This window comes from Calothrix sp. NIES-2100 (genome assembly GCF_963875285.1).
In the GTDB taxonomy this organism is placed as follows: domain Bacteria; phylum Cyanobacteriota; class Cyanobacteriia; order Cyanobacteriales; family Nostocaceae; genus Aulosira.
Map to the genome: position 1 here is coordinate 4106100 of NZ_CAWNLA010000001.1, position 24532 is coordinate 4130631.

Genomic DNA, 24532 nt, shown 5'->3' on the forward strand with positions numbered 1-24532 from the left:
AGTCTATTTTTCTAGATTGTTAATACTCTAGTAAGAATACTTATATTTTGGAAATAAACCTAATAAATGAAATGCATCAAAAAATAATAGTAATTAGTTGAAAATAAGGTGGACAAATTCAGAGATATTCAAATATGAATGAATTAAGTCTGTAAAAGTTTCTATTTTTCTGAAATCATCAATCCTTATGAAAAATCAACTTTTTACTTCTTTCCTTGCTGCTTGTACTTTGTTTGGCATTTTATCTGGAAATGCTTCTGCTAGAGCTTTTGACATCAAAAGCCGAGACCAGGCTCCCGATCAATTCAAAAATATTCTCCAAGATTTTCGAGCTTTCGTTGGTGAAGAAGGTAAAACTTTAAGTCCTGACACCATTAAGGCAAAACAAGTAGACCTGTCTAAATTACAACTTAAATTTGACCATGATGTAAACGTCTTCTTTATCGGTGAAACAGCCGGAGGATACCGCAACCGACTAGACTTTTCAGCGACTGGCTCCACAGTGGCTTCCGGGAAAATCTTTGGTGATACTTCTTGTAACACTGGGGATAAAAATTTCCTCAATTTTAGTAAGTTTTGCCCTAATCCTAACGATCCATTAGCCAATAAAGTTGCACCTGATAAGCCTTTAAATATAGGCGACTGGGCAAACATTGGCTCTATGAAGGCTGGTACTAACTTAGACTTTTTGCTGCGTGCCGATGATATTAATGGTGGTATTACTGGTACCGATAAAAATGGAAAGACGGTTCCAGGTGTCTGGAGTTTAAATCAAGCTTTGAACCCAGATGGTTTACAGCACGCGATCGCTTATTACTACAAAGACTATTTAGTACTAGGTTTTGAAGATTTGTGGGGGGGTGGTGATAAAGACTATAACGATACGGTGTTTGCCATTGATATTGGTGCAGAAAACGCTCGTTATGTTGCTGGTGTTACACCTGTACCAGAACCTTCAGCCACTCTAGCATTGTTTGGTATTGCTGGACTGGGTTTGTTTAAAACTCGTCGCCGCCGTGCTTCACTTGTTAAAGTTGATTCCGCGCTTTGAGTTGCAAGTATCGTTCAACTAACTGATCTGTAATCTGATGTGCTGGTGCGTCAAGTACCAACACACCTTTTTGTTTTAACTTGGCAAATGCAACTTGTCGTTGTGCTAATAAATCTAAGGCTACCGCCCGGACATAAGCATCTGTAACATTTTCAGTAAAGGTATGTGCCCGACGATCCACTTGCGGATCGCGCAGAGTCACACAAAATGGCAGATAACGGGGTGCTAGCCGGGAAAGGGCGGCGAGGAGTTCGGTGGAGGCGGTGACATCAACTATGTCGGTAATTAATACTACTAGTGCCCGCCGAGTTTGCTGCTGGACAACATTGGTGACTGCTCCTAAATAATCGGATTCCAGCAATACTGGTTGAATTGGAGTCAGACGATCGATTAAATGGGTGAGATAATTTTGACCACGTTCTGGAGGAATCCACGTATGCATTTGGCGGTCAAATACACCCACTCCGACGCGATCGCCTCGATGTAATCCGGCTAAAGCCAAGGATAAAGTTGCATTTAACCCCCAGTCAAAGCGCTGTAAACCTTGTACTTTGGCTGTCATTAACCTGCCGCGATCGAGTAAAATGATCAAAGTTTGCTCTTGTTCTGGTTCTAAAACCCTTACCAAGGGTGGTGTATTCCCAGAAGCCCCGACTCTCCGGGCGGTAGCTTTCCAATCAATTAAGCGTAAATCATCACCAGTGCGATAGTTACGCAGTTCAGCAAACTCCGTACCAATACCCATGCGGCGTTGACGGATAGATCCAGATGATTGCAATGCTAGCCGAATAGAAAGCGATCGCAATCCCACTAAATCTGGATAAACTTTTACCTTGAGTTTTTGCTTAATTTGCCAATCATCCCAAGCTAAACCCCATAAACCTAACTGTCGTACCTGAATATTTCCCCAGTCAAACTCTCCCCGCTGTGTGGGGTGGACGGTATATGTTAATTCCTGAGTGGTGTTACACGCTACATTAGCCCTCAGTTCCGATGCAGAAACACCAAAGCCTGTGGGATAGTCATCGCGGATTTGAATCACAGCATTAGTATTTTCCGAGGTTACCTTTAGCACAACGGAGTTATCTCGACCAATAGATAATCGGGATGGAATTTCGCGGCTAATTTGCACGCGAGCGCGCCTGACGCGCAAACCATCCACAACCATCAATCCTAAAACCAGAACATCAAATAAAAGTGCGATCGCAATACTGGCGGGAATACCAAAAAGCATGGCGCAGATAGGTGCGATCGCAATTCCTGAAACTAATAATAAATAAACTCTATTTGTCGCAACCATTCTTCATCTATGGACTGGAACTTGTTTAATTACCGATGCAATTACCGCATCAATTTGTAAACCATCTAGCATCGCTTCTGGTTTAAGAATTAGACGATGACGCAACAATGGTGATGCAACAGCTTTGACATCATCTGGCGTGACAAATTTCCTTCCTGCTAACCACGCTGCTGCTTGGGATGTCTGTAACCAAGCACCAGCGGCGCGAGGTGATGCACCTAACGCTAATTCGGGATGTTGGCGTGATGTTTTGACTAACGCTAGCAGATAATCAATAATTTTTTCATCTACCTCAACCGCTTTCACAGCTTGTCGCGCCTGCAAAATTTCACTTACTGTGGCGATGGGTTGAAGACGATTAATATCCCCACGTCGCGCCGCAAACCCTGCTTGACGATTGAGTAACATTTGTTTTTCCGCAGCTGGTTCGGGGTAATCTACTGCTAACTTGAATAAAAACCGATCTAACTGCGCCTCTGGTAAGGGATAAGTGCCCTCAAATTCTAGAGGATTTTGTGTGGCAATCACCCAAAATAATTCTGGCAAGGGCAAACTTTCACCATCTAAGGTTACCTGCATTTCTTCCATTGCTTCTAACAGCGCCGCTTGTGTTTTTGGTGGAGTGCGATTAATTTCATCTGCTAGTAGTACTTCAGTAAAAACTGGCCCTTTTTTGAGAGTAAAATTGCGACTATTCAAATCAAATATATTTGTTCCAGTAATATCTGATGGGAGTACGTCTGGTGTTAATTGAATCCGGCGAAACTCTGCTTTAATTAACTGCGCTAACACTTTTACTAAGAGTGTTTTACCTGTTCCCGGTACTCCTTCTAAAATTATGTGTCCCCCCGCCAGTAGTCCTACTATTAGCTGCTGTACCAGGCTGGATTGTCCGACAATTATTTGGTTAAGTCCTTGTCCAAGGCGAATTAATATAGAATGGATATCGCTCATATTTTGTCATTTGTCATTTGTCATTTGTCATTTGTAACTTGTACTGAGCGTAAAGCCTGCGCCATAGCTTCGCTTAGCGCGTAGCGTCTCGCAGAGAAGCCGAAGTATTTGTCATTTGTCATTTCCCATCTGTACAAATTACGAATTACGAATTACGTTAGCGCAGCGTTAGCGACGAAGGAGCGTCACTTGTACTGAGCGCAGTCGAAGTATTACGAATTATTTTTCAGGGTTCGCCATTTCCCCAACCAGTTTAACAGTTCTCGTTCACTCATCGGTCGTTTTTGCGACTTGAGCTTTAATACTGTAGCTAGTTCTGCTGAACTTTTACCTGTTTTCTCAACCCAAATATCAATCAAGGCTTGAGGTTCTAGGAAAATTTCCCCTAATCCTAAAGATTTTTGGAGTTGTATTTGTTCTGCTTTTCCTACCATCTCTATTACAAAATCGGTGGATTCAGCTTTTTCTAAGACTGTTGCTAAAGCTTGGATATATGCTTCGCTGTTGTCTAAAACTGGTGTTTCTAAAACTATTGGCTTACCAAAGCGGCGATTTTGCCCCCAAATTAGCACTAGTAGTAATATACCTGTTTGTAATAAGGCGACAATTAAAGGTTGATTTGCAAAATAAGTCAATAAGTCGCCTTGACCTTCTTGTTCTCGGACATCAGCATCTTTATAGCCATGAATGTATTCATCAACAAAAATGGCGTTATTTTGTTTGCTCACCAAATCTGCAAGAAATTTAAAATTACTTAAATAATCTTGATAAGCATTAGCTGCTAAATGGGGAGTTGTGGCAAAAATAACTTTTCCTTTTCCATATTTGTGTTGCCAAACTATAGCACCGAAGCGATCGCTTAACGAAACTTCTTCACTATCGCCTTTTTTATAACGTCTGCGGGTGGCAATTTTGACCTCACCAAAGGGCGATTTTTGCATGGTGTGAAAGTTAGATGCTGTTACCGGAGACTGCGCACCTAAAATTACCAAGGTATTACCTTTTTCTATCCATGCGCGTTGTTCTGAAGTTAGCAGTGCTAGATTGAGACTACTGTAGACCTGTAACAGCGTCACGGGATTTTTCTGTGTTTTGATATCATCCCACGGTTTTTGCCAGCGCTTGATAGAAATTCCCTGCTCTTGCATAAAAGCATACCAAGCACCATAACCATCGGCAGCACGGTTATAGGTAGAACCACTATTAATAATGCTATTTCTGGGAGCCGCGAACAAGCTTAGTAAAATAATTACCGCTAATGCGATCGCCCCCAGCCAAGCCAAGCGGTTTGTACGCTTCATAAGCTGTAAATTTTAATTTAGTCCAGAGTCAATAGTCCAGAGTCAATAGTCAATAGTCAATAGTCCATAGTCGAGAGTTCATAGTTCACAGTTGAGAATTTCTTGACCAATGACCAATGACTAATGACCAATGACCAATGACTAATGCCAATTTAATCGCTTCTCCATACCAATATTGCCTTGTAAGCCGCCAGTGTGTATTAACAGCAAGCGATCGCCTCTAGGAAAGAATCCCTGCTTGAGCAAATCCATCACACCATAAAACATTTTGGCGGTGTATACATAATCTAAGGGTATGTCATGTTCTTGGGTGAACTGCTGGCTAAACTGTAATAATTCGTCGTTTACTTTGGCATAACCACCCATGTGATAATCACATATTAGTTCCCAGGATGCAATTGCCTCATCCGCAACAGGTAAACCAGAGGCGAGGTAATTCCTCAGCCAGTTATCTATTTCCGGCGCAAGAAATCTGCCATTTTTGAGAACAGGAAAACCGATGGCGCGCTGGCTTTTGTGTAACGAAAGGATAATTCCCGCTAAAGTAGTACCTGTACCGCAAGCCAAGCATACGGTATCAAATTCCCTAGTATTCACTATTTCCATGCAACCGCGCACACCATTGAGATTGCTTCCACCTTCGGGAATAATCAAAACTTCACCGAAGCGTTGCTGTAATTCTGCTTGTAATGCTGTTGTTTGACGTTCTCGGTATTTATCGCGGTTAACGTAGAAAAGTTGCATCCCTTGTTGCACAGCAAAACTCAGGGTAGGGTTGAGTGGTAATGTCTCCTCGCCGCGAATCATCCCAATAGTGCGGAATCCAAAGAGATTTCCAGCCGCAGCGGTGGCAAAGATATGGTTAGAATAAGCACCGCCAAAGGTAAGCAATGTTGTCAAATTTCTCTGTTTAGCTTCCTGGAGGTTGTACTTGAGTTTGAACCACTTATTACCATTAACCCAAGGGTGCATACAATCGAGACGAAGCACAGACAACTCAACTCCAGCCTGTTGGGCGATCGCGCTATTGATAGGTTGTATGGTGGGAAGCAGTCCCAATGAAAAATAGTTCACACTGTGCATCAAAGAAGGCTGAGGAGATGAGGGGGACAAGGGAAGGGGAACAAGGAAGACAACTGACCACCGACCACTGTAGGGGCGGGTTCACAGATATCCTCAAATATCGATAACGATCGCGCATAAACCCGTCCCTACTGACAACTGACAAATGACAAATGACAAATGACATTTTATGGCTAAAATTTTTGACTGTATAACAGAGGAATTACAACAATTCATTAGTACCCAGCACCTTTTTTTTGTGGGTAGCGCACCCTTAAGTCCTACGGGTCACGTTAACCTATCTCCCAAAGGATTGGACAGTTTTCGCATTCTCTCTCCCAATCGCGTAGGCTACTTGGATTTAACAGGTAGCGGTAACGAAACCTCAGCGCATTTGCAAGAAAATGGGCGAATTACCTTTCTGTTTTGTGCTTTTCAAGAACCTCCTCGCATTTTACGCCTTTACGGTCAGGGATACACAGTTTTACCAGATTCCCCAGATTGGAACTCACTTTACCCTTTGTTTCCGCCACTTCCTGGATGTCGCCAAATCATCATCGCTGATATTGAACGGGTGCAAACTTCTTGTGGCTTTGGCGTACCACTCTATGAATATCAAGGTCAACGTCATATTTTAGTCGATTGGGCAAATAAGAAAGGCGAACAGGGCGTTAAAGAATATCAACAGCAAAAAAATCTTGTCAGTATTGATGGGTTACCAACACCACTGAGTAATTTACCAGGAGATTGAGGAAGCAGCACCTCTGCCTTTTCCATCTTTATATACATACTTCAAGCGCCCAGACTTTTTGAGCCTGAGCGCTTGAATATTAGGTTGCAGACAAACTTCTGCTAGTTATGGAAATTAAGCAGGCATCATTTGCATAGAACGGCAGGCTTCTGCACACTTGCGGCAAGCGGCGGCGCATTCCATCATTTTAGAATTGTCGCTCATTTGTTCACAAGCCATAGCACAGCGATCGCACATTTCTGCACAAAGCATACAAGTGCGTCCCATAAATTCGGAACCACTCATCATCATGTTCATGCACATCATGCACATTTCCGAGCAGTCGCGCATCATGCCCATCATGCTCATCATGTTCATGTCCATCTGCTTGCCTTGTGACATAGACATGCAGTTGGTCATGGTTTCCATGCACATTTTATGACATTCCATGCAAGCGTCCATGCTCTTTTGCATTTCAGTTGTCATGGATTCGTTCATCATCATCATCATCATAGGAAAACCTCCTAACTAGCTGATGCATTGTGACCAGTCCTTGGTAGGACTTAATTAACACTCTAGACTTATATTTTTGAGTAGTCAATAGTGTTATTACCAGGGTATTTATAAGTTGACTATCTCGATATATTTATCGTTAATTGAGATTAATTACACATAATTTAGTGAGGTTTATAGTGGGAATTTTCTGATAATTATTATAGATAAAGGGATAGAAACTCCCCTAAAAAAGCGGTGTTTTGTTTGATGAATAAATTTGTCAATCTGGGATCAATAATTAGGCTTAAGTCTCAAGATAGATTTTTGTCAGATTTTTTTAACAAATGTCTATAAAAATATTTGTAAATCGCTCCAAAAAGAGAATTTTTGGAGGGAAGGGATGAAGAGAACTAGTTGTTGATGGTGGTCAAGGGCGGGGAGACCCATACGTGTCAACTTAACGTGAAACCCTTGCCAAGACGTGATGACCGAATTATCTCACCTACCATCACGATCCGCGTCACCCCACCCCAGCTTTGCTAACGCAAAACTTCCCCTCCCCGTTTACGGGGAGGGGATAAAGGGGTGGGGTAAAACGCTTGTGGGATAAGCCTTTTAACTTAAGTTGACACCAATGGGGGAGACCCCGCCCCTACAAATATTTATTTTTTCAAATTGGTATGACAAAAAACCTATAAACCGGACAAGGGAAGCTAAAAAAAGCTTATTCCTGCATTCAAATGAGAGTCATAACTCACCCTTTTATGAAAAGCCTGCATATAAGGGGATTAAGGAGTGGGTTGCTGTGATTGATGTTGATGCGATCGCCTTTGTGGGTGAGAGAGCAATGAGTAGGGGCGGGGTCTCCCCGCCCAATAACGTGGTTACCGCGCCCGTACAAAATCAGCGGCGAAAAGTGCGATCGCGTCGAGGAGATTGGAGAAAACAGCAATCGCAATTGTTAGCTGATTGCAGGCGATCGCGCCATAAAATAAACATAGGCAATAATTGACGCAAAATCAACATGAAATCTCTGCACCGTCCTGATCTCTATGGTTGGTCTTATTTCAATCCGGCAAGAAATATTGATTTTAATGGGGTTGCTTGGATTCGTCCTGGTGGCAATATCCTGATTGATCCAGTAGCTTTATCAAACCATGATTGGAATCACCTAGAATCCCTTGGTGGAGTAGCTTGGATTGTACTGACTAATTCCGACCATACTCGGTCTGCTCAAGAAATTGCTAATCAAACTTATGCCAAAATAGCAGCGCCAGTAGGGGAGAAAGACAATTTTCCCATACATTGCGATCGCTGGCTGGTTGATGGTGAGGAAGTAGTCCCCGGACTGAAGGTGATTGAACTCCAAGGTTCTAAAACTCCAGGTGAACTAGCGCTGTTGCTAGAGGAAACTACGTTAATTACCGGGGATTTGGTGCGGGCGCATAAAGCAGGTACATTAACGATATTGCCCAATGAAAAGCTTTTGAACCGAGAACAAGCAGTTGCATCGGTGCATAAATTAGCACAATTAGCACAGGTGGAAACAGTGTTAGTTGGTGATGGTTGGTCAGTTTTTCGGGATGGACGCGATCGCTTAAAGGAACTAGTAGCGACATTGTAAGTATAGGGCATGGGGCATGGGGCATGGGGCATTGGGCATTGGGCATTGGGCATTGGGCAATAGTCAGTTGTCCACCTTCCCCTACTCTTCTGCCCCTAGCCCCTAGTCCCTAGTCCCTAGCCCTACTGACATAATTAGAATTCAGCATTGGAAGAAGACCGATTGAAAATAGGCGAAAGATAAGCAACCAACGCGCCAATGAGAAAACCAGCGATATTACGAAATAGAGGTAACCATTCGCTGGTTCTTGTGACTACTGGGCCAATACCGAAGGCAATAAACAAAATGCCCCATAAAGGTGAGAAAATTAAAGCCCATTGCCAAGCAAAAATTTGTCCTTCTTTTTGGGGTTGAGCCGCAAATCCACAAATAATTCCACCAATAACTGAGGTAACCAGCGTGAGAATCCACTGTTCTCGTGGTAATCCGGGAACAACTTTGCAACCACCTTGAAGTAAACAACCTTTAACTGAATCTAAGGCTTGGAGAATAGCTTGGTCTTCCCCTTGTTCGCGGACAAAGTACAAATTGCCAAAACGGGTTTGTAATTCTATCCAAAAAGTCCGGGGTAAAAGTTCATAAACTGCGTCGCCAACACTAAAACTGAGAATATTACCACCACGAGAATCGGCAACTAGCAAAATACTTTTGTCATCTAAACCCCAAAAATTGATCACTGCTCGACCTGGAGTCCGGTCATATTGGGTCAATACTCGCAGTTTCCAGCCAGTTTCAGATTGAAATTCCTCTAAATCGTGAATGAGCTTTTCTTCTTGTACGTCAGTGAGCGATTTCGCTAAGTCTACAACCGGAGTTGGAGTACTGGGTAATAATTCCGGATTGTCATAAGCCAGTGCTGGCGGAGAATGCATCACCCAAATTGACCCAGCAAGGAAAAATACGGCAACAGTTAAGAGAATTCGGCGCCAAAAACAGGACTGCATGGACTTTTTTATACAAATATCTACAGTAGAAGTGAACAAGTTGTTTTTAAAGGTACAGGAAAAGTGAGAGTTCTTTACACTTGTTTACTTTACTCTAATCTTGGTGAATTAATCTATAGTCATTGGGCATTGGGCATTGGGCATGGGGCATTGGGCATTGAAACAATTTTGGATTTTAGATTGAAATCCGGGCATCGCAAATCTAAAATCTAAAATTTCTTGTCCTCCTTGTCCCCCTCATCCACCTCATCTTTCATGACGGCAGTTTGCACAACACTGGAAATAGGCAACGTAGTGGCTCCCCCATGCCCATTGGTGTCAACTTAACGTGAAACCCGCTTGGTGAAAAGGTTTCGCCCTCACCCCCAGCCCCTCTCCCCTGGGGAGAGGGGAGCTAGAGATTCAATTCCCCTTCTCCTTGGGGAGAAGGGGTTAGGGGATGAGGGCGTGGGGGATTTGTACAACGCTTGCCCGATATAGCTTTCGGCTTAAGTTGACACCTATGCCCCATGCCCCATGCCCAATGCCCCATGCCCAATGCCCCATTCCCCTGTTACGGCAAGTCTTCATCATCAAAACTCGTTTCCCAGTCAGAAGTTTCTTTGTAACTGTCGTTATTACGGTAGATTTCTGATTTAGAACGGCGATTTTCTGGTTTGAGTGCTTCTCGTTCGCGTAAATTGAGGGCGGGTTTTTCCGGAATGGGCAAACGTTCCAGGGGCGATCGCCTAGGAGTTTTTTGGCGCGTGAAGGTTTTCCAGGCGGTTTTGACACCTACAAAAATGCTGCGTGTGCCTATTTGAACGTTCTGAGCCTGTTTTCTGGCATTATCCAAGCTTTGATCAACTTGTTTAACCACTTGACTGGCGCTTTTGACACCTTCACTCACATCATCGGTTAAATCAGTGATTTCTAAGCCTGTGTTGCGGATGGCATTCAGAGTAGGTGGTAACTCTCGCGAGAGGGTATCAAATAATTTTTCTGCACTGCGAGCTGCACGCGCTAATTCTTGCAACACGGGTAGAGCCGCTACTAAAACAGCCGTCAGACTAGCAGCGACTAAGAGTATAGAAAGTCCCAGCCAAAACAGCGGATCGATCACAATGCTATCTATGAACCTTCTAAATGCTGGGCAAGAGAATCTGAGTCTTCTTCCGTTTGCGAATCGCTGCTGCGGTTTTCGTCAACGGGTTGCCGTTTTAAGACTTGGCTTTCTCTTTGAGAGGCAACAATACCAGCCGCGATCGCATCTCGCAGTCTGTCTAAAGTTTCATCCCAGTTACGTAGTGCATTGGCAGAAAGACGATCTGCTTGTAGCTGCACACTTGTTGATAAATCTTCTGCCAATTCTGGCAGGGCATCGGCAGATTTTTTTAAAAGTTTACGCGTTTCGCGCCCTGTGCGTGGAGCAACGAGCAAACCGGTCAAGGCTCCAATGGTTGCTCCAAGCATCACACCGCCAAAAAATACTCCAGAACGGTTGTTAGACATTTTTATATTATTTCTCTCCTTACACTCATTTTAGGTGGGTTTTCTCTCCTTGCAAGACTCAAGTGATTTTATTTATTGATTGCGCCTGAAGGGGGACAAGGGAACGGGGACAAGGAGGACAAGGAGGACAAGGGAAGGGGGACAAGGGAAAGGGGACAAATGACAATTAACTTCATACTTCATCCTTCATCCTTCATCCTTCCTTTTATGCCATTGGGTGACAGGAGCCATTGCGCGCCACCCTAAAAATTTACCGATGGGTTCGGCTCGTTGAATGGCAATGCGGGTGAAGTTGCCCCCAACTTGTTCGTACCATTTAAATAAGGTTTGCTCGCCTTCAATGGTGACGACATTGGCGACTAAACGTCCACCAGGTTTTAGCGCTGACCAACAAATATCAAATAATCCATCGGCTGTGACTCCACCACCAATAAAAATAGCGTCTGGTTGGGGTAAATCTTTGAGGGCGTTTGGCGCTTTCCCGGCAATAATTTGCAGATTTGGTACACCTAAAGCCGCAGCATTATCGGCGATATAGCTCAGCCTGGTAGAATTTTGTTCAATGGCGATCGCTCGACATTGCCGATGAGTCCGCATCCATTCTATGGAAATTGAACCACAACCCGCGCCGACATCCCACAGCAGTTCTCCTGGTGTGGGTGCTAAGGTAGCTAGGGTAATCGCCCTCACTTCTTTTTTGGTTAATTGTCCATCGTGGTGATAAGCGTTATCTGGCAATCCTGGTACTCTGGGCCAAGATACAACCCCAGGATCGGCAAGACAATTAACTGCGATCGCATTTAAGGGGGCGATGTCTGTTTCACTCCAAGTCGCAGCCGTACCTTCTTGAATGCGTTCCTGTGTGCCACCCATCCTTTCTAAAACCGTAATTTTACTGTCTCCATAGCCTCTTTGTGTTAAAATTTTTGCCACAATTGTAGGTGTGTCTTGACCTTCACTCAAAATCAATAGCTGTGCCCCAGGATAGATGTAAGACTGAATCAGGGAGGATGGACGACCGCACAAGCTAATTGTTTCCACTTCCGTCAATGACCATCCTAATCTGGCACAGGCGAGACTGAAGGCTGAAGGTGCAGGAACGATCGTGATTTCGGTGATGGGAATTTGTCGTGTTAATGTGACACCAATGCCGTAACACATGGGATCGCCGCTAGCCAGGACACAGACAGATTGACCGCGACGTTGGATAATTTCGGCGATTGAGGTGCTAATCGGCGAAGTCCAGGGGATTCTCTGGCGTTGGTCGTTGCTAGGAAGCATTGCCAAATGGCGATCGCCTCCAACTATAACTTCAGCTTGATCAATTAGGGAACGGGCGATCGCACTTAACCCCTGTAACCCATCTTCACCAATGCCGACGATAGAAAGCCATTTATGTGAGTCTAGCAAGTCTTAGATATATAACTCCATTAAGGAAATGTTATCAGGTGATGAAAATTATGAACCATCGAGAATTCTGACAGGCTTCTCATGCTAAATTACTAAAGCTTGGGGTTGGGAAACTCCGGTGAAATTCCGGGACTGTGCCGCAGCTGTAAAGTAAGTCAGAATGCCAATTCTCAGGCTATCCTTCAGGATCATATTTCATCTACTCTCTGCGTTGCACGGGGAAGGAGTTCCAGTTTTGCTGTCCGGATTTACCAAATGTCCAGGCTTGTTTTACGCCACACCTGCTCAAGATGGCATACTATCCCGCATTAGAATACCAGGTGGGATTTTAAATAGTCAACAATGTCGCGCGATCGCAGATATAGCTGACCAATATGGCGGTGGTTATGTTGATGTCACTAATCGCGCTAACTTGCAAATTCGGGAAATTCATCAGGGGATCAACGCTCTTGTGTTGAAGCATGTACAAGATTTAGGTTTAGGTTGTAGTAACACGACTGTAGATCAAATCCGCAATATTATGACCAGTCCGACGGCGGGTATTGATCCCCAAGAATTGATCGATACTCGTCCCTTGGTGACAGCTTGGGACAATTACATCACAGCTAATTCCCAATTATCAGGGCTATCTGCCAAATTTAGTGTGTGCTTTGATGGTGGGGGAATTGTTTCGGTCAGCGATCGCATCAATGATATCGTCTTTGCGGCTGTGTTAGTAGACGGTAAGGTTTACTTCCGCCTTGGTTTGAGTGTCGGCGCCAAGGGTAAACCAGCCCAGGATACAGGAATTTTATTGTCACCAGAGCAATGTTTGCCGATTTTGATAGCTTTAGCCGATGTTTACCTAGGGTATCTCGATCCTAGTAGTAAACACAAACTGCGTCTGCGAGAGGTAATCAACAGTTTGGGCTATGAAAATTATCTGCAACAAGTCCAGCAGCGTCTAGCTTTTCCTCTCTCCTGCGGGAAAACAGAGACATGGATTGAGAAAACGGCTACAAATTACCACCATATTGGCATTCATCCTCAAAGCCAGCCGAATTTATTTTATTTTGGCGTTGTTTTGCCTTTAGGTCGGTTAGAAACCATGCAGATATTGGGGTTAGCTGAGTTAGCAGAAAAATATGGTAGTGGGACTCTCCGGCTTACCCCTTGGCAGAACTTACTTTTAACAGATATTCCCCAACAAGCGATCGCTAATGTTCAAAGTGAAATTTCTGCTTTAGGATTAGATTGTGCCATCAGTAATATTAATAGTGCATTAGTTGCCTGTTCTGGCAATAAAGGATGTGCAGCTTCTGCAACTGACACCAAAAAAGACGCATTAACATTAGCAGAATATCTCAAAACCCACGTTGCTTTAGATAGCCCTGTAAATATCCACTTTAGCGGCTGTACTAAATCCTGCGCCCAACATCACCAAAGTGATATTACTCTCCTCGGTGTCACCATTGAAGAAGAAAATAGAACAGTAGAGGGCTATCGCGTTTATGTAGGTATTGACAACAACGAGCAAAAATTTGGTCGGGAATATCAATTTGTCACTGTGGCGAAATTGCCCGCATTGATTGAACAGATGCTGCTAGTATATAAAACCCAACGCCTGAACCTGGATGAAACTTTTAAGGAATTTGTCCATCGATATGGTATTAGTCAATGGTCAATAGTCAATGGTCAATAGTCAGTTGTCAGTTGTCCCCCTTGTCTCCCTTTCCCTTGTCTCCCTTGTCCTCCTTGTCCCCCTTCCTAGCCCCCTGCCTCAATGCCTGATTACATCCAAGATGCTAAGGAAATCTACCGTAATTCTTTCGCTATCATCCGGTCAGAAGCGAATTTAGAAATATTGCCGCCAGATGTAGCAAAAGTTGCAGTACGTTTAATTCATGCCTGTGGAATGACGGATATTGTCACTGACTTAGGATATTCACCAACAGCAGTGCAGTCTGGACGGGCAGCTTTGGCAAATGGTGCGCCTATACTCTGTGATTGCCGGATGGTGGCTGAAGGCATTACTAGGCGGCGATTGCCAGTAAATAACCAAGTTATCTGCACTCTTTACGATGCCGAAGTCCCAGAATTGGCGGAAAAAATGGGTACTACGCGATCGGCGGCGGCTTTAGAATTATGGCGATCTCATCTCGAAGGCGCAGTAGTGGCAATTGGGAATGCGCCCACAGCCTTATTCCGGTTGTTGGAAATGCTGGATGAGGGTTGTCCCAAACCTGCGGTAATATTAGGTTTTCCTGTAGGGTTTGTGGGTGCGGCAGAGTCGAAAGCTGCACTAGCAGCAGACAGTCGCAATGTACCATTTTTAACATTACATGGTCGGCGTGGTGGAAGTGCGATCGCCGCCGCCGCAGTTAACGCCCTAGCAACAGAGGAAGAATAATATATGTCAACGAAAGGTCGGCTTTATGGAATTGGCATAGGGCCTGGCGATCCAGAACTCTTGACCCTGAAAGCGCTACGATTGTTACAAGCTGCGCCTGTAATTGCCTATCAATCAGCCACAGATAAAGAAAGTATTGCCAGAAAAATTATCGCGCCATATCTGTCTGGCAATCAAATTGAGGTACTATATCACCTCCCCCGCGCTTTGGAGCCAGAAAAAGCCAAGTCAATTTACGACCAAGAAGTTGCACCAATTGCGGCACATTTAGCCGCAGGGCGAGATGTGGTTGTGGTATGTGAAGGTGATCCGTTTTTCTACGGTTCATTTATGTATGTTTTCACCCGGTTATCCCAGGAGTACGAAACCGAAGTTGTCCCTGGAGTCTCATCACTCATGGCTTGTCCGGTAGCCTTGGGTGTACCTTTCACCTACTACAACGATATTCTCACCGTTTTGCCTGCGCCTTTACCAGCTGAAGAACTGATTTCACAACTATTAACAACCGATGCAGCGGCGATTATGAAATTGGGGCGTCACTTTACCAAAGTACGCGATATTTTGCATCAATTAGGGTTAGCATCGCGGGCGCTGTATATTGAACGGGCAACGATGGCACAGCAAAGAATTGTACCATTGGATGAAGTTGATCCGGCGGATGTGCCTTATTTTGCGATGATTATAATTCCAAGTAAGAGTAGGTTATAGAATGTGAAAATTGTATTAGATTCAGATAAATTAGCTAACATTGAATAGGATTTTTTTAAATACCAGAAATGCTAGATAATTTAGTTTGATATTATTAATTTTTACTAAAAATCTACCTTTGTGACCGATTTCCAGTTGCGACAGCAGATTTCTAAAATTGCTGAAGCTTTCCCGTTGTTTGAATGTATTCAGTGCGCCAATGCAATCCAAACATTCTTACTTGAAAGGGGCATTGCGGGAAAACGGCTACAATTATTCACAGGCAGCAACGAAGAACCCTACTGCAACATATATCACGAGATACTTCAGCAAAATATTTCTACCAATGGGATACATGAGGCGATCGCAGTTGAAATATTACAAGAGGAGCTAATATTTGACAACATTCATCCGCAAGGAATTCAAAGACAAGTTTGGCTGAACAACCTCTACTGTGCTGTCAAAGACATCGGCGGCGACTTTCAGATTACAGAGACAGATTTTTAACCAGGAGATATATGATGAGTAATCTATATGATTTAATTCGCAAAGTCCAAAAACGCCCTTCTATGTATCTGGGTAAACCTTCTGTGTGTAACCTACGATCCTGTATTTCTGGCTACATTCTGGCGCGTCGCGAATTGGGCATTCCACAAACCGACGAAGAAAGTCAGTTTACAGAATTTCAAACCTGGATTCAAAGCAAATTTAACATCTCTTCGGGTCAATCTTGGGACAAAATCATTCTTTTTTACGCCGAAGACGAACGCAGCGCTTTGGATAGCTTTTTCAAGCTATTTGAAGAATTTACCCAATCCCATCCGCTTCAGCGCGATCGCCCGCTTGTAGGATAAGTGCAATCAATGCATGTTTATAGGTCTTTTTTTTGCAGTTCCATCAGCAGATAGGTGTTGAATTCGTAGTAGACTCGGACTGAGGCAGAGTAAGAAGCGCGTAGTTCTTCGTTAGCTATTTTGGCGCGTAAATCTTCAATTATTTCAATAGCTGCTTGAATATGTGTTTGGGCTTGTTGTAAATTACCCCGACTGTGTTCTAGGGCAGCCATGTTAAGGAGGGTGTTGGCTTCGCTTTGCCTGTTCCCCCCTGCACGGAGTATGGGTAAAGCTTGGTTGAAGTATTTGAGCGCTTCTTGCTTTTCTCCTAATGAGTTGTAGATACTGCCAATATTGTGGAGGATAGTGGCTTCCCTTCTTCTCTCGCCGACTGCACGGAGTATGGGTAAAGCTTGGTTGAAGTATTTGAGCGCTTCTTGCTTTTCTCCTAATGAGGCGTAGACAAAACCAATATCGTTGAGGGTGCGGGCTTCCACTCTTTTGTCCCCCACTGCAAGGCCTATGGGTAAAGCTTGGTTGAGGTATTTGAGCGCTTCTTGCTTTTCTCCTAATGAGGCGTAGACACTGCTAATATTGATGAGGGTGCTGGCTTCCATTCCCTTGTCTCCCACTGCACGGCTTATGGGTAAAGCTTGGTTGAGGTATTTGAGCGCTTCTTGCTTTTCTCCTAATGAGTTGTAGACAACGCCAATATAGCCGAGGGTGACGGCTTCCACTCTTTTGTCCCCCACTGCACGGATTACGGCTAAAGCTTGGTTGAAGTATTTGAGCGCTTCTTGCTTTTCTCCTAATGAGTTGTAGAAACTGCCAATATTGTTAAGTGTGGTGGCTTCCCCTGTTCTGTCCCCCACTGCACGGAATATGGGTAAAGCTTGGTTGAAGTATTTGAGCGCTTCTTGCTTTTGTGCTAAATCGGAGTAGACTAAGCCAATATTGTTGAGGGTTTCGGCTTCCCAGCGTTTATCATCAAGTTGTTGCCAAAGCTTCAGTGCTTCTTGCAATTTCCCGATCGCCTGTCGCAGTGATTCTGCTGTACCTTGTTGATAAAGCTGCATTCCCTCTTGAAAAACCTGTTCCGCAGCAGCGCGAGTGGCATTTTGTTGAGTGGTTCCTGGCTGCTGTGCTATCTGCAAACCTTGGTTTGTTGGTGTCGCACCCACAGCATCAGACAGCCAAACCACACTCAGCAATAAAGTTGGTAGAAACCACCAGCAAATTGCCTGATTATTTGCACTCCCCATGATTTGTCAGTCTCATTAAGTGATTATCTGAAACTTTATGTTGATTTTAGGGGTATGGTGGGTGAATCGGGCTATGGTTTCGGTTTTTGTAACCAATTTACTGGCTAAAGATTTAAATTTCTTAACATAGCTTGAAATATTAGCGCTGACTTGCTGAAAGTATGAATTTATCTCACGCAGAGTCGCTCCAGGCGCAGAGAGTAAGAGTTGAGGTTAAGCTCTGTAGGCGTGAATTGAGTGAAAGCTGTTGTTAATTGCTGCTCCCATGAGTTTCATAAATGTGTTGCGTAAGGCGACAGCATAAGGATTTTCTAATTCTCCCATTTTCGACGATCGCAATGACTGTTCGACAATCGATTTAGTCCGGGCAAAGCGTTGTGATTCGTATTTTTCAAAAGCAGATGTGGGATCTGATTGTGCTTGTAAACACTTGGTTATCACAATTGCGTCTTCCAATGCCATGCAAGCGCCTTGTCCTAATGTTGGTAGCATGGGGTGGGCTGCATCTCCTAGCAGTGTAATATTTTGCTTTCCCCAAGGGCGAGTGGGGATGCGATCGTAAAGATCTGTTTTCAGGATATTGGCTTCATCTGTCGCCGCAATTAATTCTGGAATCGCGGGGAACCAGTCTTGATACATTTGTTCCAGTTCCCTTTTGCGTCCTAGTGCTGAGTCAGGTTGTGCTTCTGGTGCTTTAGCTGCGGCGTACCAATACATCCGATTTTTACCCAGCATCATAAATCCAAAGGCTTTACCTAAACCAAAAAATTCTCTAATATAATCAGAACGGTAGCCGTTGGGAATGTAATCTGTGAGACCGCGCCAGGTAGTAAAATTACGATAAATAGGCGGGTTGTCGCCTAATAGTAATGCTCGTACCCGCGATTTCAAACCATCAGCGCCAATTAAAGCATCGCCTTCAATCTTCAAGCCAGAGGCGAAATCAGCCTGAATTTTGTCACCCACCTGATGAAATCGCTCAAAAATTTGCCCTAAGACAAACTTTTCCCTTGCTACATTCCCCCAAAGTAGGGCGTGTAAATCAGCACGATGAATTCCGAGAACTGGTAAATCGAATCGATTCACATTTACGTTGACTAATTCTTTTCCAGCTTGGGAATTAAATTGATAATTGGTGATGGGATTACCTACACGAATTGCCTCTTCTAACAAGCCCAAATTTTGTAACACATGGGTAGCATTTGCCCAAAGTGCAATTCCTGCGCCTACTTCCCTTAACTCCGAGGTGCGTTCGTAAACAGTAACATCAAATCCAGCCTGATGCAGCGCTAACGCTGTTGCTGCGCCGCCAATACCTCCGCCAATAATGATAATTTTCTGGGCTGTCTGGATCATTTCTTCTTCATTTAACTGGAAAATGCCCCTTCTGTTCACCGTTTCATGAGTGCAGCGATCGCAGCTACTAGCTTTGAGGGATCGGCTGGTTTGGCGATATGCATTTGAAATCCCGCCGCAAATACTTGTTGTTGGGTGGTTTCTGCGGCGTAAGCTGTCAGCGCGATCGCGGGAATCTGTCCACCTTGATGGGCTGGTAATCTGCGGATTGTACGGATTAAGGAGTAACCATCTACGTCTGGCATACCTAAATCACTCAATAAGACATCTAGCCTGATTTGGGCGATCGCCGCTAATGCTTCATGGGCTGAGGCGGCGATTGTGGCGATCGCGCCATACTGTTCTAATAAAAAGGCGAGAAATTCGCGTGTATCAACATCATCGTCCACAACTAACACCCTCACTCCTTCTAATGGCGCATAAGGCACAGATAATGGATAAAAATCTTCCGATAAATTACTATCTTTATCTGATAATGTCAGCGTCTTTTGCACTGCTGGTAGAGAAACTGTAAATGTTGCACCTTGTTCTTCTCCGGGACTTTCTGCCCAAACTCTACCGCCATGTAATTCTACCAGTTGGCGGACAATCGCTAAACCTAGCCCTAATCCACCCGATCTTCTGGTTATACTAGTATCTGCTTGCCGGAAATATTCAAATACATGGGGCAAAAATTCCGGACTAACCCCCTTACCAGTATCTTTGACTTGGATTTGGATTTGCGAATCAATCTGTTTTAAATTCACCTGAATCTTTCCACCAGTCGGTGTAAATTTGATGGCGTTAGAAAGCAGATTCCAAACAATTTGTTGCAGTCGGCTACTATCACCTTTTACAGTGCCCACTTTTGCCTCTAAATACAAATCAATTTGAATTGACTTGGCTTCTGCTGCTAGTCGCACTGTATCTAATGCCGCTTCAATTACAATAGCTAGATTCACATTTTCTAAACTAAGTGCTAGCTTACCTCTGAGAATTCGAGATATATCTAATAAATCATCAATTAATTGCGCTTGGAGTTCCGCATTCCTTTCTATCGTTTCCACGGCGCGAAGAGTCGCAGTTTCATTCAATGTTCCTTTTTTGAGTAACTTAGCCCAACCCAAAATCGGATTTAATGGCGATCGCAACTCATGAGAAACTATGGCGAGAAATTCATCTTTGATGCGGTTGGCGGCTTCGGCGGCTTCTTGCGATCGCTGGCGGGCTTCGGCTTCTGCTAATGCTTGATCTCGCAGGTGTTTATATTCCTGAACGCGGAAGGTTAAATCGGTAACATCTTGAATAGAAAACAGGGCATAAAATTCATCACCATCAGCCTGTACAGCAGTTACTGTTGTGTGCTGTATGCGGTATTTCTCTTGGGGTAAAGGTACGGGAATGATAAATTTATGCAGTTGGGAAGAAAAGATTGTGGGCGGGCCACCCTGAAAAATTTGTTCTAGGCGGCTTGTGTAGCGTGGTTGATTGAGATGGGAATAATATTCCAGAATTGAATTGCCTAAAATTCGACTGCGAGGAATTTGTGTCCATTCTTCTAAACTGCAATTCCAGAATAAAACACTGTAGTCTGATTGTAGAACAAAAGCTCCTAAAGTAATTTTATCTAGCAGGGCAAATTTTTCTTGAGCTTGTTCGATTTTGTTCATATTCTGATTTTTCCGTTCATGAGACTCCCATCTCTTGATTAATAATATGAATCAAGGCATCAAATGTATCTAACTCGAAGATTAAAATAATATCTCCAATCAGTTCTAATTGTTCAATTGTAAACCTGGCTTGTGCTAACAACATTTTTGACTCGCTGACATTAGCAGATGCCAATAAATTTTCAATTTTATCTTCTAAATACACGGGTAATGTATAATTCATATGTTGCCTTAGCACATTGCTAATCGAACCCATTACCCCATTAATTACAATATTACCAATTTCGCTTAATGTGCCAATTTTGACTGCATCTAAATCAGTTGAACCAGGTTCTTCTCCAGTTAAAACTGCAACTAATGTCGAGGCACTGTCTGTGGGAAAAATCAAGCCAGCTGTGCCATAAAAGGGGCCTGTAAAGCCAAGTCGCACAGCTGCTAAACTATCATCATGAAATCTTGAAGCTAATTCTTGATAGGCATCCGCAGCTTTTAATACTTTCACATACGGAATTTCTAAGCGAATGTGAGAGTTTACCATCTCATTAAGTAAACTTGCTGCTCTACCAACTCCAATATTAATTAATTCTTGCAAGGCATCTAGTTGTTCTGGTGTCACATTCATTTGTTATTTGTCAATAGTCAATTGTCATTGGTCATTTGTCATTGGGCATTGGGCATTGGGCATGAGGAAGAGGGGGAAGATGGGGAAAAAACTCTCCATACTCCCTTGTCCCCCTTCCCTTGTCCTCCTTCCCTTGTCCTCCTTGTCCCCCTCATCTCCCTCATCCCCCTCATCTCCCCATTACCCATTCTCAAATAATTAGCAACTTACGTTATTAATAACTTGCTGGACAGCTGAGCGCAATTCATTTTCTTTCGGCGGTTTATTAATGAAGTTAACTGCCCCTAACTGATAACTTTGATTGCGTGCGCCTTCTTGAATATCGGCTGAGATGATAATGGTAGGAATTTCTAATTGTTCATCTTGGAGAGCTTGCAAAAATTCAAACCCATTCATGTCAGGCATTAAAATATCAGCTAAGACGCAGTTTGGCTGATGTTTGTGAACCATTTCTAATCCCTCGCGCCCATTACTAGCTTCGAGGATTTCATAGCCATCTACTTGCAGAAACTTGCGAATCATTCTGCGAGAGAATGCTGCATCATCGATAATTAAAACCAATGCCATCAGCTTTACCCTTTTGATCTGTGTCTGACAAAAATTGTGCAACTAGTCCATTCTGGGATTATTCGTAAAAATTTATCTTTAGTTGGTGCAGCAGTTTTTACTCTGCGTAAACAATGATTAAATTTTTAAACAAACATAGATATATTTCGTAAATATATGCATTTAAAATCAGTTATTGCTGGGAAATTTCATCTCCTTTCATTTTAGCTTTTCGCACCCAATGTAAAATTGTTGTATGGTGAATATTAGTTACTTGCTGGATCTTTCTCAGACTCATGCCATTAAGATGCATTTGCAGGCAAAGTTGCTTGATATCATGGGAGTAACCCCAAGGTTGATAGAATTCGAGAAACTGACGATTGCATTGTTTACACTTGTAACATTGTCTGTCTTTACGCCGACCATTCTTAAAAGTTTGATTTGAACAGCAACAAGGACATTGCATCTCTCTGCTTTCGTTTTTCAGTGTAACATTATATTTTCAGCATTTAGTGAGATAAACATCTCTCATTAGAGAGATATATATTGATTTTTGCAGCTTATTAGTATTAAAATAAGGAGTTTAGAAGCTATCAACACAATGGAGTTAGCAGAAATTGATGATGATATAGAAGCATTTCTCGTTGAAAGCTACGAGAATCTGGATCAAATTGAACGAGACATTATTGAACTAGAGAAAGATTCTGGAAATGGCGAAGAGCTAGCAAGGATTTATCGCTCACTCCATACTATCAAAGGGAACTGTGGCTTTTTACCGTTTCCCAAGTTAGAAGCGCTGGCTCATGGGGCGGAAAGTTTGCTTTCGTCGCTGCGCGATCGCAATTTAGCAATCACTCCCCAAATCGTCAGCACCTTACTGCAAACAGTTGACAGTATCCGCCAAATGTTGTCTGTAATTGCAGTAACTAGAAAGGAAGGCGATCGCGATTATGCAGAACTGATACAAACTTTAACTACATTACAACAAACTCAACCTACTGTAGCCACATCGCCATCACCTCAATTTGTCGAGTCCTTTGATGGCGATACAGCCTCAGAATCCCATATCCGCGTTCATGTTGGGCTGTTAGATCAGGTGATGAACTTGGTAGGTGAGTTGGTTTTAGCCCGGAACCAAGTCATGGGATTATCTGCCAAGCTCAAGGATAATAGTTTGACTCTGGCTTGCCAACGCTTGAATTTAATTACAGGCGATTTGCAAGAACAAGTCATGAAAACTCGCCTCCAACCAATTAATAGTATCTGGCAAAAATTCCCCCGGGTAATTCGTGATTTAGCGATCGCTTCTGGTAAAGAAGTTCAAGTAGAAATGGTAGGGGTAGATACGGAAATCGATAAAAGTATTATTGAAGCCATTAAAGATCCCTTAACCCACTTAATCCGTAACTGTATCGATCATGGCATTGAATTACCAGCTGAACGCATTGCTAGTGGTAAACCCAGCCTAGGAAAAATATGTCTGCGCGCCTTTCATGAAAGGGGTAAAGTCAATATTGAAATTAGTGATGATGGACGGGGGATAAATCCGACAAAACTTAAACAACGAGCGCAGCAACTGGGATTAATCAGCCCCAACCAAGCTGAAACCATGAGCGATTCCCAAGCAATAGACTTAATTTTCTTACCTGGCTTCTCGACTAGTGAACAAGTGACAAGCCTGTCTGGAAGAGGGGTAGGGATGGATATTGTCAAGAGCAATATTGAAAAAATTAACGGGAGCATGGAAATTTACAGTCAGCAGGGACAAGGCACAACATTTAAAATGAAAATGCCGCTGACATTAACAATTATTCCCGCATTAATCATTACTAGCTCTGGCGATCGCTATGCCATCCCCCAAACTAGTCTACAAGAGCTAGTTCGTTTAGAAGCAGTCTCAGCAATCAATCGAATTGAGATGTTTTACAACGTACCTGTATATCGCTTGCGAGGAGAACTTATACCCTTAATTTACTTACATCAAGCATTGCAGATTCCCGAAAAGAGCGCCAACTTAGAAACCCTGAGTATTGTAATTCTCCAAGCTGATAACTATCGATTTGGGATAGTTGTGGACACCATAGAAGATATCCTAGACATCGTTGTCAAACCTCTAGGACAGCAGTTAAAATCTGTATCTGTATTTGCTGGAGCGACAATTTTAGGTGATGGCAAAGTAGGATTAATTATTGATGTTGTGGGTTTAGCTAAACAAGCCAGTGTGAGTGAGAAACACCAGCAATTAGCAACTGGAGCAGCCGCAGATATCCCAGATCCCCAAAGCGATCGCCAAATGATTTTACTATTTACCGGGCCGGAAGCTGCACCGATGGGCATTCCCCTAACCAAAGCATTGCGGCTCGAAAAAATTCCGGCGACTGCTGTGGAAAAAGTCGCGAATCAGGATGTTTTTCGGTATAACAGTCAGATTTTACCCTTAATTGATCTGCACACTATATTTAGCGATCGCCATCATCGCGAACTTAAACTTGCAACCGAGACATTAGAGATTGCGATCGTCTCTCCTACCTCAGAAGTTAGTGTGGGTTTAGTAGTTGAGGAGATTGTTGACATTGTAGACGAACCACTAACCATCATAGGTATGGCTAGCAGACCGGGCGTACTTTTTTGTACAGTAATTCAAGGTCAAATCACAGAAATTCTTGACGTTGAGGCTGTAATTCAAATTGCTAACCCCTATTTGTTGTCACGGAGTTATATCATGTCCGAGTAATTAGTTATGATTCCCAAAGTCAAAAGCACCCCACCCCTTAATCCCCTCCCCGCAAGCGGGGAGGGGAGACAAAGCACAGCTTTGGCGGGGTG

The 24532-nt window shown here is 43.4% G+C and carries 24 protein-coding genes and 1 riboswitch; of the genes, 10 read left to right on the forward strand and 14 right to left on the reverse strand.

The window, feature by feature from the left end:
• Positions 1-187: 187 nt before the first annotated feature.
• Positions 188-1051 (forward strand): DUF4114 domain-containing protein, encoded by an 864-nt coding sequence (locus tag AACU32_RS16760; protein WP_096601284.1) that lies wholly within the window; start codon positions 188-190, stop codon positions 1049-1051.
• Here AACU32_RS16760 and AACU32_RS16765 read toward each other — a convergent pair.
• The 4 genes from AACU32_RS16765 to AACU32_RS16780 all read right to left on the reverse strand — a co-directional run bounded on the left by AACU32_RS16765 (position 1029) and on the right by AACU32_RS16780 (position 5680).
• The gene (locus AACU32_RS16765) at positions 1029-2351 is read right to left on the reverse strand and encodes a DUF58 domain-containing protein (protein ID WP_096601286.1); all 1323 of its coding nucleotides are present in this window, start codon (positions 2349-2351) and stop codon (positions 1029-1031) included. The genes AACU32_RS16760 and AACU32_RS16765 overlap by 23 nt on opposite strands.
• A gap of 3 nt (positions 2352-2354) precedes the next feature.
• Entirely contained in the window at positions 2355-3305 is a 951-nt protein-coding gene (locus AACU32_RS16770) for an AAA family ATPase (protein ID WP_096601288.1), read from the reverse strand.
• A gap of 212 nt (positions 3306-3517) precedes the next feature.
• On the reverse strand, positions 3518-4606 hold the full coding sequence (locus AACU32_RS16775; protein WP_096601290.1) for a DUF4350 domain-containing protein: 1089 nt from the start codon (positions 4604-4606) through the stop codon (positions 3518-3520).
• A 141-nt stretch (positions 4607-4747) separates the two neighbouring features.
• A complete protein-coding gene (locus AACU32_RS16780) occupies positions 4748-5680 on the reverse strand; it encodes a 1-aminocyclopropane-1-carboxylate deaminase/D-cysteine desulfhydrase (protein WP_339377978.1) in 933 nt (310 codons plus the stop codon).
• A 178-nt stretch (positions 5681-5858) separates the two neighbouring features.
• On the opposite strand from AACU32_RS16780, the gene AACU32_RS16785 reads away from it, so the two are divergent.
• Complete coding sequence (locus AACU32_RS16785) at positions 5859-6419, forward strand: pyridoxamine 5'-phosphate oxidase family protein (RefSeq protein WP_096601294.1); 561 nt, start codon at positions 5859-5861, stop codon at positions 6417-6419.
• A gap of 114 nt (positions 6420-6533) precedes the next feature.
• Here the strand turns inward: AACU32_RS16785 and AACU32_RS16790 are convergent, their stop codons facing one another.
• Positions 6534-6908 (reverse strand): four-helix bundle copper-binding protein, encoded by a 375-nt coding sequence (locus AACU32_RS16790; protein ID WP_096608044.1) that lies wholly within the window; start codon positions 6906-6908, stop codon positions 6534-6536.
• 790 nt (positions 6909-7698) lie between these two features.
• On the opposite strand from AACU32_RS16790, the gene AACU32_RS16795 reads away from it, so the two are divergent.
• Entirely contained in the window at positions 7699-7905 is a 207-nt protein-coding gene (locus AACU32_RS16795; protein WP_339377979.1) for a hypothetical protein, read from the forward strand.
• 12 nt (positions 7906-7917) lie between these two features.
• The gene (locus AACU32_RS16800; protein ID WP_096601298.1) at positions 7918-8517 is read left to right on the forward strand and encodes an MBL fold metallo-hydrolase; all 600 of its coding nucleotides are present in this window, start codon (positions 7918-7920) and stop codon (positions 8515-8517) included.
• A gap of 134 nt (positions 8518-8651) precedes the next feature.
• On the opposite strand, the gene AACU32_RS16805 is transcribed toward AACU32_RS16800, so the two are convergent.
• The 4 genes from AACU32_RS16805 to cbiE form a co-directional block, all read right to left on the reverse strand.
• Entirely contained in the window at positions 8652-9461 is an 810-nt protein-coding gene (locus AACU32_RS16805) for a TPM domain-containing protein (protein ID WP_096601299.1), read from the reverse strand.
• Positions 9462-10014: 553 nt separating this feature from the next.
• Positions 10015-10563, reverse strand: a complete 549-nt coding sequence (locus AACU32_RS16810) for a DUF948 domain-containing protein (RefSeq protein ID WP_096601300.1) — start codon at positions 10561-10563, stop codon at positions 10015-10017.
• Between the two features lie 8 nt (positions 10564-10571).
• A complete protein-coding gene (locus AACU32_RS16815) occupies positions 10572-10952 on the reverse strand; it encodes a YtxH domain-containing protein (protein WP_096601301.1) in 381 nt (126 codons plus the stop codon).
• Positions 10953-11138: 186 nt separating this feature from the next.
• On the reverse strand, positions 11139-12362 hold the full coding sequence (cbiE, locus tag AACU32_RS16820) for a precorrin-6y C5,15-methyltransferase (decarboxylating) subunit CbiE (protein WP_096601303.1): 1224 nt from the start codon (positions 12360-12362) through the stop codon (positions 11139-11141).
• A 92-nt stretch (positions 12363-12454) separates the two neighbouring features.
• A riboswitch (adenosylcobalamin-variant (AdoCbl-variant) riboswitch) is annotated at positions 12455-12536 on the forward strand.
• A gap of 61 nt (positions 12537-12597) precedes the next feature.
• Here cbiE and cobG point away from each other — a divergent pair.
• The 5 genes from cobG to AACU32_RS16845 all read left to right on the forward strand — a co-directional run bounded on the left by cobG (position 12598) and on the right by AACU32_RS16845 (position 16292).
• Positions 12598-14043: a precorrin-3B synthase gene (cobG, locus tag AACU32_RS16825; RefSeq protein ID WP_096608045.1), complete on the forward strand. Its 1446-nt coding sequence runs from the start codon at positions 12598-12600 to the stop codon at positions 14041-14043.
• Positions 14044-14124: 81 nt separating this feature from the next.
• On the forward strand, positions 14125-14751 hold the full coding sequence (locus tag AACU32_RS16830) for a precorrin-8X methylmutase (protein ID WP_096601305.1): 627 nt from the start codon (positions 14125-14127) through the stop codon (positions 14749-14751).
• A 3-nt stretch (positions 14752-14754) separates the two neighbouring features.
• Positions 14755-15459: a precorrin-2 C(20)-methyltransferase gene (locus AACU32_RS16835; protein WP_096601307.1), complete on the forward strand. Its 705-nt coding sequence runs from the start codon at positions 14755-14757 to the stop codon at positions 15457-15459.
• 120 nt (positions 15460-15579) lie between these two features.
• A complete protein-coding gene (locus AACU32_RS16840) occupies positions 15580-15945 on the forward strand; it encodes a papain fold toxin domain-containing protein (protein WP_096601309.1) in 366 nt (121 codons plus the stop codon).
• Between the two features lie 11 nt (positions 15946-15956).
• Positions 15957-16292 (forward strand): hypothetical protein, encoded by a 336-nt coding sequence (locus tag AACU32_RS16845; protein WP_339377980.1) that lies wholly within the window; start codon positions 15957-15959, stop codon positions 16290-16292.
• Between the two features lie 17 nt (positions 16293-16309).
• Here the strand turns inward: AACU32_RS16845 and AACU32_RS16850 are convergent, their stop codons facing one another.
• The 5 genes from AACU32_RS16850 to AACU32_RS16870 form a co-directional block, all read right to left on the reverse strand.
• Positions 16310-17533 carry a tetratricopeptide repeat protein gene (locus AACU32_RS16850; protein WP_096601315.1) on the reverse strand — a complete coding sequence of 408 codons (1224 nt, stop codon included), beginning with the start codon at positions 17531-17533 and terminating at the stop codon, positions 16310-16312.
• A gap of 213 nt (positions 17534-17746) precedes the next feature.
• Positions 17747-18928 carry an FAD-dependent oxidoreductase gene (locus AACU32_RS16855; RefSeq protein ID WP_339377981.1) on the reverse strand — a complete coding sequence of 394 codons (1182 nt, stop codon included), beginning with the start codon at positions 18926-18928 and terminating at the stop codon, positions 17747-17749.
• Positions 18925-20538 carry a hybrid sensor histidine kinase/response regulator gene (locus tag AACU32_RS16860; RefSeq protein WP_096601318.1) on the reverse strand — a complete coding sequence of 538 codons (1614 nt, stop codon included), beginning with the start codon at positions 20536-20538 and terminating at the stop codon, positions 18925-18927. Before AACU32_RS16860 ends, AACU32_RS16855 begins: the two co-directional genes overlap by 4 nt.
• A 16-nt stretch (positions 20539-20554) precedes the next feature.
• A complete protein-coding gene (locus tag AACU32_RS16865; RefSeq protein ID WP_096601321.1) occupies positions 20555-21160 on the reverse strand; it encodes a chemotaxis protein CheC in 606 nt (201 codons plus the stop codon).
• A gap of 198 nt (positions 21161-21358) precedes the next feature.
• Complete coding sequence (locus AACU32_RS16870; protein WP_096601324.1) at positions 21359-21727, reverse strand: response regulator; 369 nt, start codon at positions 21725-21727, stop codon at positions 21359-21361.
• 580 nt (positions 21728-22307) lie between these two features.
• Here AACU32_RS16870 and AACU32_RS16875 point away from each other — a divergent pair.
• Positions 22308-24440, forward strand: coding sequence for a chemotaxis protein CheA (locus AACU32_RS16875; RefSeq protein WP_096601330.1), 2133 nt, complete (start codon positions 22308-22310; stop codon positions 24438-24440).
• The last annotated feature ends 92 nt before the right edge of the window (positions 24441-24532 follow it).